The organism is Paenibacillus sp. Soil787, assembly GCF_001429545.1.
In the GTDB taxonomy this organism is placed as follows: domain Bacteria; phylum Bacillota; class Bacilli; order Paenibacillales; family NBRC-103111; genus Paenibacillus_E.
In genome coordinates, this window is the sequence record NZ_LMSP01000008.1 from 120,619 (window position 1) to 136,842 (window position 16,224).

Annotated in this window: 13 protein-coding genes and 2 pseudogenes; 14 read left to right on the forward strand and 1 reads right to left on the reverse strand. The window is 45.7% G+C overall.

From position 1 onward, the window contains the following. Positions 1-18: 18 nt before the first annotated feature. The 9 genes and pseudogenes from glpX (at position 19) to ASG93_RS10665 (ending at position 9,556) form a co-directional block, all read left to right on the forward strand. Positions 19-984 (forward strand): class II fructose-bisphosphatase, encoded by a 966-nt coding sequence (glpX, locus tag ASG93_RS10625; protein WP_056831659.1) that lies wholly within the window; start codon positions 19-21, stop codon positions 982-984. A 280-nt stretch (positions 985-1,264) separates the two neighbouring features. Next, positions 1,265-2,575 carry an RNA polymerase factor sigma-54 gene (gene rpoN / locus ASG93_RS10630; protein ID WP_056831661.1) on the forward strand — a complete coding sequence of 437 codons (1,311 nt, stop codon included), beginning with the start codon at positions 1,265-1,267 and terminating at the stop codon, positions 2,573-2,575. 142 nt (positions 2,576-2,717) lie between these two features. Next, positions 2,718-2,870, forward strand: a pseudogene (locus ASG93_RS10635) (glutamate dehydrogenase); the annotation flags it as partial. Positions 2,871-3,090: 220 nt separating this feature from the next. Then, positions 3,091-4,470, forward strand: coding sequence for an ABC transporter substrate-binding protein (locus ASG93_RS10640; protein WP_056831665.1), 1,380 nt, complete (start codon positions 3,091-3,093; stop codon positions 4,468-4,470). A gap of 76 nt (positions 4,471-4,546) precedes the next feature. Beyond that, on the forward strand, positions 4,547-5,437 hold the full coding sequence (locus ASG93_RS10645) for a carbohydrate ABC transporter permease (RefSeq protein WP_056831667.1): 891 nt from the start codon (positions 4,547-4,549) through the stop codon (positions 5,435-5,437). A 10-nt stretch (positions 5,438-5,447) separates the two neighbouring features. Then, positions 5,448-6,338, forward strand: a complete 891-nt coding sequence (locus ASG93_RS10650; RefSeq protein ID WP_056831669.1) for a carbohydrate ABC transporter permease — start codon at positions 5,448-5,450, stop codon at positions 6,336-6,338. A 51-nt stretch (positions 6,339-6,389) separates the two neighbouring features. After that, on the forward strand, positions 6,390-7,142 hold the full coding sequence (locus ASG93_RS10655; RefSeq protein ID WP_056831671.1) for a phytanoyl-CoA dioxygenase family protein: 753 nt from the start codon (positions 6,390-6,392) through the stop codon (positions 7,140-7,142). 18 nt (positions 7,143-7,160) lie between these two features. Then, positions 7,161-8,018, forward strand: coding sequence for a sugar phosphate isomerase/epimerase family protein (locus ASG93_RS10660; protein WP_063891845.1), 858 nt, complete (start codon positions 7,161-7,163; stop codon positions 8,016-8,018). Between the two features lie 794 nt (positions 8,019-8,812). Then, a complete protein-coding gene (locus tag ASG93_RS10665; protein ID WP_056831675.1) occupies positions 8,813-9,556 on the forward strand; it encodes an SGNH/GDSL hydrolase family protein in 744 nt (247 codons plus the stop codon). A 283-nt stretch (positions 9,557-9,839) separates the two neighbouring features. On the opposite strand, the pseudogene ASG93_RS10670 reads toward ASG93_RS10665, so the two are convergent. Further along, positions 9,840-10,225, reverse strand: a pseudogene (locus ASG93_RS10670) (pyridoxal 5'-phosphate synthase lyase subunit PdxS); the annotation flags it as partial. A 127-nt stretch (positions 10,226-10,352) separates the two neighbouring features. Between ASG93_RS10670 and gabT the strand changes: the two are divergent. The 5 genes from gabT to ASG93_RS34980 all read left to right on the forward strand — a co-directional run bounded on the left by gabT (position 10,353) and on the right by ASG93_RS34980 (position 15,978). Then, complete coding sequence (gene gabT / locus ASG93_RS10675; RefSeq protein WP_056831677.1) at positions 10,353-11,720, forward strand: 4-aminobutyrate--2-oxoglutarate transaminase; 1,368 nt, start codon at positions 10,353-10,355, stop codon at positions 11,718-11,720. A gap of 7 nt (positions 11,721-11,727) precedes the next feature. Beyond that, positions 11,728-13,152 (forward strand): aldehyde dehydrogenase family protein, encoded by a 1,425-nt coding sequence (locus ASG93_RS10680; RefSeq protein ID WP_056831679.1) that lies wholly within the window; start codon positions 11,728-11,730, stop codon positions 13,150-13,152. 329 nt (positions 13,153-13,481) lie between these two features. After that, positions 13,482-14,564 (forward strand): Gfo/Idh/MocA family protein, encoded by a 1,083-nt coding sequence (locus ASG93_RS10685; protein WP_056831682.1) that lies wholly within the window; start codon positions 13,482-13,484, stop codon positions 14,562-14,564. Between the two features lie 32 nt (positions 14,565-14,596). Next, positions 14,597-15,682, forward strand: coding sequence for a Gfo/Idh/MocA family protein (locus ASG93_RS10690; protein ID WP_056831684.1), 1,086 nt, complete (start codon positions 14,597-14,599; stop codon positions 15,680-15,682). 143 nt (positions 15,683-15,825) lie between these two features. Next, positions 15,826-15,978, forward strand: coding sequence for a hypothetical protein (locus tag ASG93_RS34980; RefSeq protein ID WP_156410862.1), 153 nt, complete (start codon positions 15,826-15,828; stop codon positions 15,976-15,978). Positions 15,979-16,224: the final 246 nt, after the last annotated feature.

A 16,224-nucleotide genomic window follows, 5' to 3' on the forward strand; every position in this document is an offset into this window, starting at 1 on the left:
AGAAAGGGTGAATGATGTATGCAAAGAGATTTGTCTCTGGAAATTGTACGAGTAACAGAATCTGCGGCTTTAGCGTCCGCACGTTGGACGGGAAAAGGGAATAAACACAGCGCTGACGAGGCAGCAACTTCTGCTATGCGTTCTATTTTTAGCTCCATACCTTTCCGAGGAACGGTTGTCATTGGTGAAGGTGAGATGGATGAAGCCCCGATGCTGTTCATCGGTGAGTCTGTAGGAAATGGGTTGGGACCCGAATATGATGTGGCTGTTGATCCGCTCGAAGGTACCGATATTGTAGCAAGCGGCAGGAACAATGCCCTATCCGTGGTAGCCATAGCTGAGAAAGGGAACCTGCTGCATGCACCGGATATGTATATGGAGAAGCTGGCCGTAGGACCGCGTTTGGTTGGCAAATTGAACTTGGATGACCCCCTCGAATTAACGATTAGAAAAGCCGCTCTTCAATTACAAAAAGAGATAACAGAACTAACCGTGTCTATCTTAGATCGCAAAAGGCATGCAGATAAAATCCTTGTTTTACGGACGCTGGGTGTCAAAATTCATTTACTGAATGATGGTGATGTTGCGGGTGCTATGGCAGCAGCTTTCCCAGAAACGGGCATTGATCTGCACGTAGGTTCCGGAGGCGCACCGGAAGGGGTGCTCGCAGCGGCTGCACTTCGTTGTATGGGAGGCGAATTTCAAGGACGGCTTCTCCCAGAGAATGAAGATGAGATAGGGCGGTGCAAGGAGATGGGGATTGTTGATCCATCCAAAGTGCTTGGAATGCGCGAGTTAGTAGGCGATTCTGACATTTATTTCGCTGCAACCGGTGTGACCTCGGGAGACTTCCTGAGCGGCGTTAAATTTCTATTTGGCGGTCGCGCAGAAACACATTCGGTCGTTATGAGGGCGCAAACTCAGACGGTTCGCTTCATTCAATGCGCTCATCAGATGCATGAGTATCACCTCGGGAGCGCCTGAGCTAGCTATATAAAGAACTACATAAGGGGCTGTTCCAAAAGTGTTCGTATGATAGAGAACGCCCCGAATTTTACGTAAAGAACCTCCAATTCCACTAGCACAGTGGGAAATGGAGGTTCTTTTGTATGTGAAATTGTATTCAGTTGGCACGATTTTTGCTAGATTACGATAAGGGATATAAATTTCTGCTATAATAGATTTATCGTAAGCGCTTTCAAATGATGAAGCTTATACTCACTACGAAAAGTGTTACCAAGGCAAACTCAAGGAGGAACTAGGTATGAAAACAGGCTATAGTCTAACACAAGTACAGAACCAAAAACTAACGATGACTCCTGAACTGCAGCAGTCCATTCATATATTGCAATTATCAAGCTATGAGTTGTCGCAGTACCTCCAAGAGCAAGCCTTGGAAAATCCCTTACTGGACATTGAATCTTTCACAAGTTCTTATTTGAAAGTGGGTAAATCTTCACAAATGGCTGGGTCCATCACAGATCCGCTATGGAAGGCGAAGGCGAGAGAGGAAACATTGGAGCAGTGGCTGCTCAGCCAGCTGCGGATAGCAGGGGTTTCCGATGCCTTATATCAGACGGCAGCCTATCTGGCAGGAAATTTAGATGATCGAGGTTATTTACCTCTTTCTATTACGGAAGTAAGCTTGTTTTTGAATAAGCCTAGAGAGGTTGTCGAAGAAGCGCTAGCATGTCTACAATTGCTGGATCCGCCGGGTGTAGGAGCTAGAGACTTGCAGGAATGCTTATTGCTGCAGATTTCTAAGGATCATGCCGCACCGCATGGCACTTTTGAAGTGGTCAGCCAATGTATGCAGCAGCTTGCTCAGATGAAGCTGGATAAGATTGCGCTGCAGTTAGGTGTAACACTCCTACAAGTGAAGGAGATCGTCACCTACATACGTAGTTTGAATCCACGACCTGGTATGGCCTTCAGCTGGATTGAAGAATCTTATATCATTCCCGATGCTACCATTTATAAAGAACACGAGAACATCGTGATCCAAATGAATGCAGGCGCAGTCCCAAAGACCTCGGTTAATACAGACTATTATAGCCAAATCAAGCATGCTGGTTGTAAAGAATCGGTTTCCTTTCTGAAAGAAAAATGGAAAACGGCCGATTGGATTGTGCGCAGCTTGGAGCAGCGGAAGATGACTCTGTACAGGGTCATTCGGGCTATTTTTGAAGAACAGCTGGTGTTTTTAGAGATTGGCGAACGTGGCATGAAGCCCTTAACCTTAAAAATGATTTCCGAGAAGCTTGACCTACATGAATCTACGATAAGTAGGACGGTACAAAACAAATACATTCGTACCCCATATGGCGTGCTTGAGCTTAAATATTTCTTTTCCTCGGGGCTGCAATCGGATGTAGGTGAACTAACGTCTATCAAAACAATCAAGATTAGAATCAAAGAACTCATTTCACAGGAACAAAAGAAACAGCCCTATTCCGATCAGAAGGTTGTAGAAATCTTAACGGAAGAAGGCATTCGCATTTCACGCAGAACGGTAACCAAATATCGTGAAGAGATGCATATTCTATCTTCTGCACTGCGTAAAAGTATTTTGTAAGCATGAACCCGCCAGAGGCAATTTGTCTCGGCGGGTTTTTCTTGTCTTTAAGCTATGCAAAAATACACTGAATGAGGTGCCCGTGATGCTAAGTATCGACGCAAAAAGAGAAACAGTGCCTACAACAGCTTCAAATGAAAGTATGGAAGTTGAAAATCCATTAACCGCCTTTCAATCCTTATTAAAAGAAGCGACTGACTTAATGCTGTATCCCGAACCCGTTTATCAATTGTTAAAAGACCCGATCCGATTTCTAGAAGTAAAGATTCCGGTTCGGATGGACGATGGTAAAACGTTGTGAGGATTAAAAATTGAAATATCAATTTCAGATACATACTAATCAATTACATCTATTTTAATATATGAAAATGACATGTATGATTATATGGAAAACTAAGATTTTAACAATGCGCGAGAGGAAGTGGCTGTCGGAAGATTGGGAAAGAAGGTGTTCATCATGAAAAAACAACTTTTTTAAAAGCGCTTTCAAAAAATTGGACAAGGGGTGCTTCTTAATGAAGAAATGGCTACTTTCAGCATGTGCGATCATGATCGGGGCAAGTTTGAGCGGGTGCAGCAACAGTAGCAGTACTACCGCCGCCAACACGAAATCAACCGACCAAAAAAGTCAGCAAAGCGATAAAAATACGGATCAAAGCGCCAACAATAATACCAAAGGCGACAAGAAAAATCTGGTTGTCTGGACGTTTGCGAATACGCACACGAAGTATTATGAGGATGTGAAAAAGCAGTTTGAAAGCGAGCATCCCGATGTGAATGTCGATATTAAGCTATTGGAGTATGGGGCGCTTTACGATAAATATACCGTTGTGACCAAATCCGGAGGCAAGGATGCGCCGGACCTGATCGATGTGGAGCAGTCTGCATTCGCGAGATATATTAACGGCAGCGTACCTTTTGAGCCGTTGGACAGCTATTTGCAAAAAAACAAATTGACCGATGCGATTCCGAAAGGACGCCAAGCTCTTTACACGGTCGACGGAAAACCGTACGGCATCGAGATCGCGGCTTGCGTCTCGGCATTATATTACAGAAAAGATATTTACGATAAAGCCGGCATTGACGTTTCCAAAATCAAAACTTGGGACGAATTTATGGAGGCTTCTAAAAAACTGACTGGCAAAGACAAATTTATTTTTTCCGGAACGCTGAAAGATCAAGGCACTTTCGAGATGCTGCTGCGCCAAGAAGGCGGCGACATCGTAACGGCAGACGGAAAAATCGGCTTCAACACATCGGAAGGCGTTTCTGTATTAAAACGAATCCGTGCCTGGAAAGATGCGGGAATTATGGATAAAAGCAGCCCAGATGGCCCACAGCTCTGGGAAGCATTCAAAAAAGACAAGTATATTGCGGGATTCGGCGCGGATTGGTGGGCTGGATTTTTGCTGCAATATGCTCCTGAGCTAAGCGGAAAATGGGCGGCTGTACCGATGCCTCTCGGCGGCCCGAATTCCGTACCGACTACTGTTGCCGGGGGAACAGGAATGGCCATTTCCAAATTCAGCAAGAACAAAGATTTAGCTTGGGAATTTTTGAAATTAACCCATTTGGACACGAAGGAAGTTGTGAAGAGCTTCCAAATCATCAACCTGTTCCCGGCACTGATGAGTGCGGCTAGTGATCCGATTTTACACGCAAAAAGCAAAATGACCGAATACTTCGGCGGTCAGGACCTTGCCGAATTGTATGGAAACCTTATTCCGAAAGCGCCAAATCAAAACCAGGCTTGGTGGCGTCCTCTCGTTACCAAAGCATGGGAAAAGTACGAGCCTGATTATCAAAAGGGGAAAATATCACCTGAAGACTTCTTGGCGAATGTAGCAAAAGAGACACAAAACTCGATGGATGCAGAAAAAAGCAGACAAAACTAAAAGACAAGAGCGATGAAGAAGAGGTCTGAGCTATCGGCGCCTCTTCTTCTGACCTTGGATAAGGAGAGGGATTGCTTTGTTGTTAAATTCGCCATCTCGGCTGAAATTGGCTCCATTTCTATTCATTTGCCCATTTTTTATTGCATATGCCATTTTTGGCTTATATCCGACGCTATCCGGTTTATGGCTTAGCTTTCACCAGGGACTGGATAATTACGTTTTTTCGGGTCTGCAAAACTACTTGCTTGTATTAAAGGATCAATTATTTTGGAAATCGATGTGGAACGGAACCAAATTGACGATCGGTAGCTTATTTTTTATTTTGCCGTTGGCCTTGGCAATCGCACTTTTAATGAATAGGCCTCACGTTGCAAAGCACAAAGGATACTTTGCAACTTTTTTCTTTACGCCTAATATTACTTCGGCGGTAGTCGTAGGTATTATGTTCGGGTTGATTTTCAACCAAGAAAGCGGCGTTCTCAATATGCTGCTCGACTTATTCGGCTTTGAGAAAATTGCTTGGCTAAACGACCCGACGTGGACGATGCCTTCGCTCGTACTAGTTTGCAGCTGGCGATACTTAGGGGTCAATATTTTGTATTTTTTGGCCGGATTGCAAAACGTTCCTACAGATTTGATTGAGGCCGCGAAAATTGACGGCGCTAATCCGTTTCAGCGCTTGTGGCATATCATTCTCCCTTTGCTGCGCCCGATTATGACTTTTATAGTTTTCCAAGCTATTATCGGTTCTTACAGCATGTTCGGCGAGGTGTTCATTTTAGCGGGAAAAGGCTTCGGGCCCGAGCAATCGCTCATTTTCCCAACCAGCTATATGTATGATGAAGCATTTCGCGGCAATAACTTTCCTTATTCGTCAGCCTTGGGCTATGTATTTACCATTTTGATGCTCATCATCGGATTAATTCAATTAAAATTTTTCAAAGTGAAAAATCAAGGTGAAGAGTAAGGAGGTTATTATGACTGTGAAAGATATGGCAGTTATGCAGGACATGAAGGTTCAAGCAACAGGGAGGCCGATTTTTGTCCGGACTAGAGTCGTAAATACGATTTCTTATATAATGCTGATTGCGATTAGTCTTGTATTTGTCGCGCCTTTTCTATTTATGATCGGCACGGCCTTCAAATCGTACGACGCAATCGTAGGTCAGCCCCTTAATCCGTTTCCGATACATCCTGTATTGGATAACTTTACGCATTTATTTGAAAAATTGCCTGTTGGGACCCAGTTATTCAACAGTTTTACGATATCCGTATCCGTAACTTTTTTGTCAATCCTGCTTAATTCCTTAGTGGCATTCGGGTTTGCCCGTTATCAGTTTAAGTACAAAAGCGCTCTTTTTTCCGTGATGCTCGCGACGATCATGATTCCCGGACAGCTGACGCTCGTTCCTTCTTTTATCATGTTTCGTTCGTTCGGCATGCTGGACACCTTCTATCCGTTAATTCTTCCCGGCATGGTCGGAGCTTTCGGCGTGTTTCTGATTCGTCAGGTCATGGTCTCGATTCCCGAAGAGGTTTATGACAGCGCCCGGATTGACGGATGCTCGGAGCTCGGAACCTTCTTTCGAATTGCTCTGCCGCTTAGCAAAAGTGCAACGGGCATCGTTGCCTTGCTCACATTTATGGGCTCTTGGAACGATTATTTGGGACCATTGATCTACTTGACTTCGGATTCAAAGATGACGCTCGCCGTCGGCATTACGATGATGAATAACCCTTATGAAATCGATTATGCTTCACCAATAACGGGAGCTTGTCTGATGTCCGTTCCGGTTTTAATTCTGCTAAGTATTGTCGGGCATAAATACTTTGTTGACGGATTGACCGCCGGATCTTTAAAAGGATAATAAAATGCAAATCAATTAAGGATACAACTATAGGGGAAGGATCGGTGCGATATGCAAACGAAAACCGAAAGGCTGAATCCGCTTTCCAAGCAGCTAGTTGAGCAATATGATAGAGATGGCTACCTCGTCATTCCAAATGGCTGCAGTGACGATTTGATTCATATTTTCAACTCGCACATTCATTCGATTCGGACGAACGATCCGATGCCGGAGTGGGCTTTGCCGCGTAAAGGCAAAAATTCGGTGGATGAGAAAGACCGCTATTCTGTACGTCTTTTTAACCCGCATCTGCATGACGCTTTTGCGCTGCAAATGATGAAGCTGCCCATCGTCCGCGGCGCGTTGGCCCAAATTCTGGGCGATGAGGCTGTTGGCGTACAAAGCATGTACTTCTACAAAGAACCGGGCGCTCACGGTCAAGCTGCGCATCAAGACTATTATTACATCCGCAACGATCCAAATACGTTGACCGCTGCTTGGGTGGCCATGGAATATACAGATGAGGAAAACGGCTGCCTGTACGTCATTCCGGGAACTCACAAGCTCGGATTGCTGCCGCATGGAAAAGTGAAAAATCTCGAAGAACACGAAGCGTGGACGGATGAAACGGAAGGTATTGACCTGAGCAGGGAGATTCCGGTGATATTAAATAAAGGGGACATTCTTATTTTCGATAGTCTCTTAATCCACTCCTCGACCCGCAATCGTTCGAATCGCTGGAGACGTTCTTACGTTTGCCACTACATTCGTCACGATTCTACGATCGAAAGAGAAGATTTGAAAAAGAAAATACTGCTAGATTAATCCTGGGGAGGAGTTATTTTGACGGAAGCTCGACTTGAAATTCAACAAGCGTGGTGGGCCATGGAAGGGCTCGGTGACGGAGAAAAAGAATGGACAATGGAGGAAAAGTTTGAAAAAATAGCGGAAGCAGGCTTTACAGGAATTGTCGGCTTTGTGCCCGCATCTTCAGAAGCGGAGCAATGGCGCAAGCTGTTGGATCGTTATCGATTCAGCTTTGGCGCGCTTGCGTTTCCATGGAATCGTCAGGATCTCTCTGCTGTTGCCAAACAGGCAAAAGAATTTGGCGCGCAGTACATCAATGCACAGGTCATGGATGCCTATGTAATCGGGGCAGAGGCCGAGCGGCTTCTTAACGATCTCGTCATGGAAACAAGGGAGCAAGAAGTACCTCTTTATGTGGAAACCCACCGCGGCAGAGTTACTCAAGATCTTCATCGTACGATAGATTATGTAAACGCTATCCCTGATCTACGCCTGACCATCGATTTGTCACATTATATCGTAGCGGGTGAAATAAACGGCGATATCGAAAAAGTCGATCCTTATTTCGATATTTTGCTTAAACGGACTTCTTGTTTGCATGCCAGAGTATCGAACGGCGAACAGATCCAGATTGATATCGGTCCGAACGGCGTTCATCCGATGGTAAAACACTTCATGCGCTGGTGGACGTCAGCGTTCAAATATTGGCTGGAGCAGGCGAAGCCAGGAGAATCGCTGCCGGTACTGCCGGAGTTAGGGCCTCCGGACTATGCCATCACGACACAGCCATACCTTCGATCTAGCCGGGAAGTCTCGAACCGCTGGGAGCAAGCTTCGGTGTTAAAGCAGCTTCTGCAACAAGCTTGGCAGCGAGCCAAAAGCGCGAAATTCTAGTTAACGCGGCACGTCCATAAAATCTTATAGATAACTGATAAAGGTTTACATCCAGGTTAACTTCTATGGTCAAATAACAATTTTCTTCTGGCGTTTATTTGAAACAATCAAATGGAGAGAGTATTATGGCGGAGAATCGTGCGGTAGTGTAGGTAGGGTCTAGAAAAGCGGAAGTGCGGACATCAGCTATTCGGATTTGATTTTACGTGATGGACCGGGTGAAAATCCTCGTAACATCAGCAGAAAATGCGAACATAGGGTCATATTGAAAGTTGTCACGACTTGGTTATTCGTGCTTCCCGAAGTCATCAGAAGATTTCACGATGCGCTTCGCAAATGGGAGTAAAGATGGAAAAGCAACATTAAAATGACGGTTAACATTTGTGCTATTTATGTCGGTAGATTTGTGTTGTCATATATTTTGTTGTCCAACGACACAAATATATGCTTATAATCGCTGTTGGATTTGGAGAGGAGGTATGACTCTTCACCATTAAAAACGATTGTTCCAAAATCGAAGGCTCCCAATAACTGAGAAGCCTCGCCACGTTATATCAGCTAATAGCTTGTCAACATTTCCAGTAAAGTTAATGGAATTCGAGTGGTATAGATATGCGGCGGTTCCCAATGGAGCTGTCTTTTTCTTTTTTTGTAAGCGCGCAATAGTTTTTACAGTGAGAGCTGTTCGGTCTACTGGCGGTGTAGTTTTATGAAATCCCGGCACGAGGACACCGGAAGTTTATGAAGGGACTTGCGACAGGAACATTAGTGAGTGAGGAAACAGATTTAGCAGAATGAACTGGTGGAAGCTCGGTTTGGCGTTCTCCTTGATCTTCTCGCTGCCGCTTCCTGTTTCGTCCTTCGGGAAGACGGACGAATCGATTCAAACGTTCTATCAGAGCTCCAAATCAGGTAGGCTCATCAACTTCGTCGGCGATAGTACGACAGAAGCGGCGCAGGGACTATATGAACAGCTGGCAGAGATCTATGGGGCTCCCGGAGGGATTCTGGAAGGGGCACGAATCCGCAACCGCGGCTCCAGCGGCAATACGCTGCATCATTTTGTTAACCAAATCGCTACCCACGGCAATACTCTTGACAATGTGATACAAGACCAGGCAGACTTATATGTCGTTTCTTATGGGATCAACGACATTCGAGAAAGTAGCCCTACGCAGATTAAAGCCGATCTGAAGCTCGTCGTGGACAGACTCTTGAAGGAAACTCACGGTGGGGTGCTGCTGCGCATACCAAATCCATTCTTATCAGTGCATCGCTGGAGCTATATTCATCTAGATATTGAGAACGCGCAGCTTTACTCCGATCAACTTTGGGACGTGTATCATAGCTTCCGGGACTATGATCCTCGCGTCGATATTCTCGATATCCCCAGCCTCGTATTTGGGGTCAGGTTAGGCCGGAGCATCCTTTCATGCAGGATACAATCCATCCGAATGAAGCAGGCTACCGAGCGATCGCCGATGCAGTCGCTCAGAAAATATCCGGTCAGCTGGTCAAGCCGAATTCAGAGGCTTTAAAGCTAAATTGACCGAGGGACGGAGAACGATAGTTCAGGAGCTGCATTGAAGCAGTTCCTTTTTTGATTTCATTGAGGGACGGGCAGTAGAGTTGAGAATGCCTATTTTAAATTACTTAATATAAATAGGATATTGATGACGCTACACGATTCGTGAAAACGCAAGGTGTAAATAAAAAGGGTTTTCATTTTTTTCGAAGAGTTCAGGCGGGGTGAAAAATAAAGCCGCTCCCCAAGCAGCAAATGCTGAATATGAAAGCGGTCAACCAATACCCACAACAATTCTACCAGCCGCGCTGAGCCATAAGCTCACTTGGTTGTAAGGTAGAAAGCTCAATTCTTTCATGGCGGTGCCTAAATTTTTGGATACGGAGGCAATCAGTGCATAGTCTGTATAATGAGTAGTTGCTGCGATAATGGCGCGAGCAAATTTCTCTGGGCTTTCGGATTTGAAAATGCCGGAACCGACGAAGACGCCTTCCGATCCCAGATGCACTTCAATTTCATCCAAATAATCTACCCCCATGGATTTCAAAACGCGTACCTCCACAAAGTGGCCTATTCTGGCTTTGACCATAACGGGAATGGAAACCGCCTTGATCACCTCTTCTACCACTGATAAATTAGCCATTCTGGCTATGTCGCCAGCTGCGCGAATATCGGAAGGGACTCATTAAAAGAGTCTTATCAGATAGGCTGTTAAACGTGAGCGAAAAATCTTCTGCTAAGTGGCATCATTATTGCTAGGAAGTATATATATGCTAATTTCAGCGTTGTTAACAAGGAGGATGCTTAACATGAGCACTAATAATCGACAATTTGTATCTATCTCAAGTTCAGTACCAGGAGTTAAATCACTGGAACTGCTTGAGCAAAGAAAAAGATATGTACCTAAGGGAGTTAGCAATAATACGCCAATTTTTGTTGAAAAGGCAGAAGGGGCTTTATTGTACGACGTAGATGGCAATGTATTTTTGGATTTTGTTGGTGCGATCGGTTCATTAAATGCAGGGCATTGCCCGCCGGAAGTTGTAGAGGCAATTCAAAAACAAGCAGAATTATATCTGCATACTTGCTTCCATGTTGCGATGTATGAACCTTACGTGCAGCTTGCCAAGAAATTAGATGAGATCACGCCAGGCAACTTTGAGAAAAAGACGATTTTTCTGAACAGTGGCGCTGAAGCCGTAGAAAATGCGGTGAAGATCGCTCGAAAATATACGGGTAAAACAGGCATTGTTTCGTTCACTCGCGGGTTTCATGGACGCACATTACTTGGCATGTCACTAACTAGCAAAGTAAAGCCATATAAATTTAACATGGGCCCCTTTGCACCGGCGATCTATAAAGCTCCGTTCCCGTATCCTTTCAACCGTCCTGCATCGATGACGGAAGAAGAATACGCAGATTTTTGCCTGAAGCAGTTTGAAGACTTTCTTTATACAGAAGTGGCCCCAGAAGAGATTGCCGCGGTTATTATGGAGCCTGTACAGGGAGAAGGCGGATTTATTGTGCCTCCCAAATCTTTTGTTCAAGGTGTTTATAAGATCTGTAAGCAGAATGACATTATTTTTATCGCGGATGAGATTCAGACAGGTTTTGGACGGACAGGTACGATGTTTGCATCTAGTCAATTCGATATTGAGCCGGATTTAATGACGTTATCTAAATCGATTGCGGCGGGACTTCCCATTAGTGCAGTAGTTGGCAGAGCGGGGATTATGGATGCGCCTGGGCCCGGGGAAATCGGAGGCACCTACGGTGGGAGCCCGTTAGGATGCGTGGCTGCTTTGGCTGTTATTGAAATGATGGAGCGAGACGACCTTCCAGGGAAATCCAAAATCATTGGCGGTAAAATCCGCAGTTTCTTTTTAGCATTGCAAAAAGATATTCCACACATTGCCGATGTAAGAGGACTTGGAGCGATGTGCGGGATTGAGTTTGTCGACCCGGTAACAGGTAACCCCTCGAAAGAACTGGTGGCCAGCTGCGTAAAAGCTTGCTATGAAGCGGGAGTCATCGTGCTGAGTGCAGGCGTTCAAGGTAACGTTCTGCGTTTCCTCACGCCGCTGGTCATTACAGATGAGCAGCTTCAAGAGGGATTGGACATTATCGCCGAGGTTCTGAGGAAGTTAGTTCCGGCACAATCAACGATGGGGGTATGATGTTCGTATGAAAAAACATTTATTTATCAATGGAAAATGGAAAGAAGCAGCCGTCTATATCGATTTATTCTCGCCCTATTCCGGGGAACTTATTGCTCAGGTAGCCCAAGCAGATGATGAGGATGCAGAAGATGCGATCCAGGCAGCCGAGGCTGCAAGAACGATTATGAAAAAAATGCCTGCTCACGAGCGCGCAGCAATTTTGGAGAAAACTGCACATCTGATGGAAGAGCGCAAAGAGGAATTAGCCCGTCTGCTGGCGATGGAAGCGGCCAAACCGATTAGAACAGGCAGAACGGAAATTTCTCGAACGATTCATACTTACAAATTTGCTGCTGAAGAAGCTAAACGCATTCACGGCGAGACTGTCCCGCTAGATGCCGCACCTGGTGGCGAGGGGCGTCTAGCGTTCACTGTGCGTAAACCGCTTGGTATTGTGGGGGCCATTACACCATTTAATTTCCCATTCAACCTTGTTGCCCATAAAGTAGGGCCTGCGATTGCAGCAGGCAATACGGTTGTATTGAAACCAGCAGGTCAAACACCGTTAAGTTCGCTTGCATTAGCAGAGATTATGCTCGAAGCGGGCTTACCTGCGGGGGCTCTTAACGTAATCCTGGGCAAAGGATCAGTCATTGGCGAGAAGCTGGTTCGCGATCGGAGAATTGCGGCTATCACGTTCACAGGCAGTCCTGAAGTAGGCATTGCGATGAAGAATAAAGCAGGGCTGAAGCGAGTCACCCTTGAGTTAGGATCCAATTCAGCCGTAATTATCGACAATAATGTGGATATAACACAACAGTTAGTGGATCGTTGTGTGCTGGGGGCTTTCTCCTTCAGCGGTCAAGTGTGCATCTCCATTCAACGTATTTATGTTCATGAAGGCAAATACGAAACGTTCGCAGCTATGTTCAAAACCGCGGTAGAGAAATTGGTTATTGGTGATCCGCTTGAGGAAGCTACAGACATGTCATCTTTGATTTCCTGCAAAGAGGTTGACCGTATTACAAGCTGGGTATCCGCTGCAATAGCAGGTGGAGCGATTGCTCTGTCCGGAGGCAAAGCATTGTCACCGAGCCTATTTCCGCCAACGATTTTGACGAATGTGGCTGAAACGGCAACGGTCTCGTGCCAAGAGGTCTTTGGACCCGTCGTGACTTTAACTCCCTTCACGACGTTGGATGAAGCTGTCTCAGCCGTAAACAACTCCCGTTTTGGTCTGCAAGCAGGAATTTATACGAACGATATCAACGCAGCATTACGAGCTGCAGAAGATTTAGAAGTAGGTGGAGTGATGATCAATGACATTCCGACCTTCCGTGTCGACAACATGCCTTATGGAGGGCTCAAAGATAGCGGCGTCGGACGTGAAGGTGTGAAGTATGCGGTGGAAGAAATGACAGAGCTGAAATTGATTAGTTTGAAGTTATAATCATATCGAAGCTGGCCCACATGGGCCAAGTTCTCTGCCAAATATACTTAAGCTGAGAATGGTGCGAAAAGAGGGATAACGATGAGGATTTAACCCGTGATCATCCGGATGAGCAAGTCTATAGAAGTTATCTGGAGGATGCACAAAGGAAAGCAGAAGGAAGTGAGTCATCGTAGATACATGATAAACCAGGTGGTTAACCCCGTCTGGTTTTTTTTGTGTCGTAATTTCTTAGCTTGATTGTCCTAAAGTTAGACTAAAAATATCGTTATTCCTATGCTACATTTATGTCAGATGTCTTAATATCATATAGCGATGAGGTAATCTCGATGAACAAAACGTTGAAGATCGGCATTATTGGAGGCGGCGGTATTGCTGGTGCTCATGTCAAAGCATATCGTGAGCTAGCTGACGTAGAGATTGTAGCGGTAGCGGATGCGGTACCAGGCAAAGCGGCGCAATTCATTGATTTTTGGCAAATTCCTACGGCACAAGCCTTTGATGATTATCGGCAGCTGTTGGAATTAGACCTTGATGGAGTAAGTATTTGTACACCGAATGTGGCTCACCATCGGACGACTGTTGATGCCTTACTGGCAGGGAAAAACGTTATGCTGGAAAAGCCGATGTCCGTCACGCTGGAAGAAGCCGTCGAGATGGCGCAAACGGCGAAGAAAACGGGCTTCATGCTCAATGTTGGTTTCCAGCCGAGATATGATCCTAATATGAAGATCATTCAGGACGTGGTTCAGTCCGGTCAACTTGGAAAGGTTTATTATGTAGAAACAGGCGGAGGACGCCGCAGAGGCATGCCAGGCGGCACATTTATTAGCAAGGAAATCGCCGGAGCAGGAGCAATGGCTGATATCGGTTGTTACTCACTTGATATGGCTCTGAATGCGATGGGTTACCCGAAACCGCTTACCGTATCCGCTTACAGCAGTAATTATTTTGGAACAAATCCGTTATATCATAGCGAAGCTAGTCGATTCGATGTGGAAGATTTCGGTGTTGCGATGATCCGTTTTGAAGACGATCTCGTGCTGAATTTCAAAATTTCATGGGCGATGCATATGGATACGCTAGGACCAACTTTATTCCTTGGTACGGATGGCGGACTCAAAGTAACGCCAGCCGGTAAAGGGCCATGGAGCGGAGTGTTCGACGGAAATGTGGGTTCTATTGCCTATTTCCACGATGTTCGTGGACATCACACGGAAAGTCAAATTCCGTTGATTGATCATAAGCTAAATTTATTTAACGAGAAAGTCCGCGATTTCGTAGAGGCTGTTCGGGATGGCAAACCAGCCCCGATTCCTGGCGAACAGATCGTTCGTAATCAAGCCATCATTGACGGCATCATTCGGTCATCACTTATTAAACGCGAAGTTGCTATCGAACTTCCTAATTAACTCAAAACTACACACTCTCTGGAGGTATTCACATGACACGTATTTTCAGTATTGGTATTATTGGTTGTGGAGGCATTGCAAACGGCAAGCATCTGCCAAGTTTGAAAAAGCTTTCGAATGTTGAACTGGTCGCATTCTGTGACATCGTGCAAGAGAAGGCTGAAACTGCCGCTGAGAAATATGGCTCCAAAACCGCTAAAGTATATGAGGATTACAAAGAGCTTTTGCAGGATGCTACGATCGATATCGTTCATGTATTAACACCGAATGATTCACACGCCGAAATTGCCATTGCTGCGCTAGAAGCTGGCAAGCATGTGATGTGTGAGAAGCCAATGGCCAAAACAGCAGCGGATGCTAAGCGCATGGTTGAAACAGCGAAGCGTACAGGCAAGAAGCTCACTATCGGATACAACAACCGTTTCCGGGCTGATAGCCAGCATTTGAAGCGCGTATGTGAGGAAGGGGAGCTTGGCGAAATTTATTTCGCAAAAGCGCATGCCATTCGTCGTCGCGCTGTTCCAACATGGGGCGTATTCCTGGATGAGGAGAAGCAAGGCGGAGGACCGCTTATAGATATCGGTACACATGCTTTGGATCTAACGCTTTGGATGATGAATAATTACAAGCCGAAAGTGGTGCTGGGAACGTCTTACCACGAATTGTCCCAAAAAGAAAATGCTGCCAATGCTTGGGGACCGTGGGATCCAAGTAAATTTACGGTAGAGGATTCCGCTTTTGGGATGATTGTGATGGAAAATGGAGCAACGATTATGCTGGAATCCAGCTGGGCACTGAATACACTTGAAGTCGATGAGGCCAAATGCTCATTAAGCGGTACCGAAGGCGGAGCCGATATGAAAGGCGGGCTTCGCATCAACGGTGAGAAACATAGCCGTCTATTTACAACTGAGGTGGATCTGAAAGCAGGCGGTGTTGCTTTCTATGATGGCGCTAAGGAAAGTGATGCGGATCTGGAAATGCGTAGATGGATCCAAGCCATTGAAACGGATACAGATCCTGTAGTAACGCCTGAGCAAGCTTATGTTGTTTCACAAATTCTTGAGGCGATTTATGAGTCTGCACGCACAGGAAAAGCCGTTTATTTGAATGCATAATTCGTCAAACCTATAAGATTTATCAGGAGGAGCCAAGGCTCCTCCTTTTTAAGTAGATGAGACTTCCATGCCGCGTTGCGGCACCACTGATGCATGAAAATTTTTAATTTTCAGGGCATAAAGTATAAGTTTCGAGGTAGAGATTGAGGGTACCCCCTGAATGGAGTCGTGTATTAGCAGCGGAAGTCTTTCAGGTCAATCATCGGCATGTCATCTTAACGATCGACGAAGGACTTCGGGATGTGTTTCTAAAAATTGTGCGCAAGGACGGCAGATCCGTCGCCACCGGGCGCTAGCGCACGAAAATTGTGCGCAAGGGCGGCAGATCCGTCGCCACCGGGGGCTAGCGCACAAAAATTGTGCGCAAGGACGGCAGATCCGTCGCCACCGGGCGCTAGCGCACAAAAATTGTGCTCAAAGGACGACAGATCCGTCGCCACCGGGCGCTAGGAGTCTGTCCGACGAAAACAGGAGTTCACCCATGCTGTCACGAAATTTTTAAGTAATGGATAAATGAACGTGTAAAGGAAGTGCGAGGCATG

Coding starts and splice junctions, on each gene's coding strand:
- glpX (WP_056831659.1), top strand. CDS start 19: ATGCAAAGAGATTTGTCTCTGGAAATTGTACGAGTAACAGAATCTGCG.
- rpoN (WP_056831661.1), top strand. CDS start 1,265: ATGAAAACAGGCTATAGTCTAACACAAGTACAGAACCAAAAACTAACG.
- ASG93_RS10640 (WP_056831665.1), top strand. CDS start 3,091: ATGAAGAAATGGCTACTTTCAGCATGTGCGATCATGATCGGGGCAAGT.
- ASG93_RS10650 (WP_056831669.1), top strand. CDS start 5,448: ATGACTGTGAAAGATATGGCAGTTATGCAGGACATGAAGGTTCAAGCA.
- ASG93_RS10655 (WP_056831671.1), top strand. CDS start 6,390: ATGCAAACGAAAACCGAAAGGCTGAATCCGCTTTCCAAGCAGCTAGTT.
- ASG93_RS10665 (WP_056831675.1), top strand. CDS start 8,813: ATGAACTGGTGGAAGCTCGGTTTGGCGTTCTCCTTGATCTTCTCGCTG.
- gabT (WP_056831677.1), top strand. CDS start 10,353: ATGAGCACTAATAATCGACAATTTGTATCTATCTCAAGTTCAGTACCA.
- ASG93_RS10680 (WP_056831679.1), top strand. CDS start 11,728: ATGAAAAAACATTTATTTATCAATGGAAAATGGAAAGAAGCAGCCGTC.
- ASG93_RS10685 (WP_056831682.1), top strand. CDS start 13,482: ATGAACAAAACGTTGAAGATCGGCATTATTGGAGGCGGCGGTATTGCT.
- ASG93_RS10690 (WP_056831684.1), top strand. CDS start 14,597: ATGACACGTATTTTCAGTATTGGTATTATTGGTTGTGGAGGCATTGCA.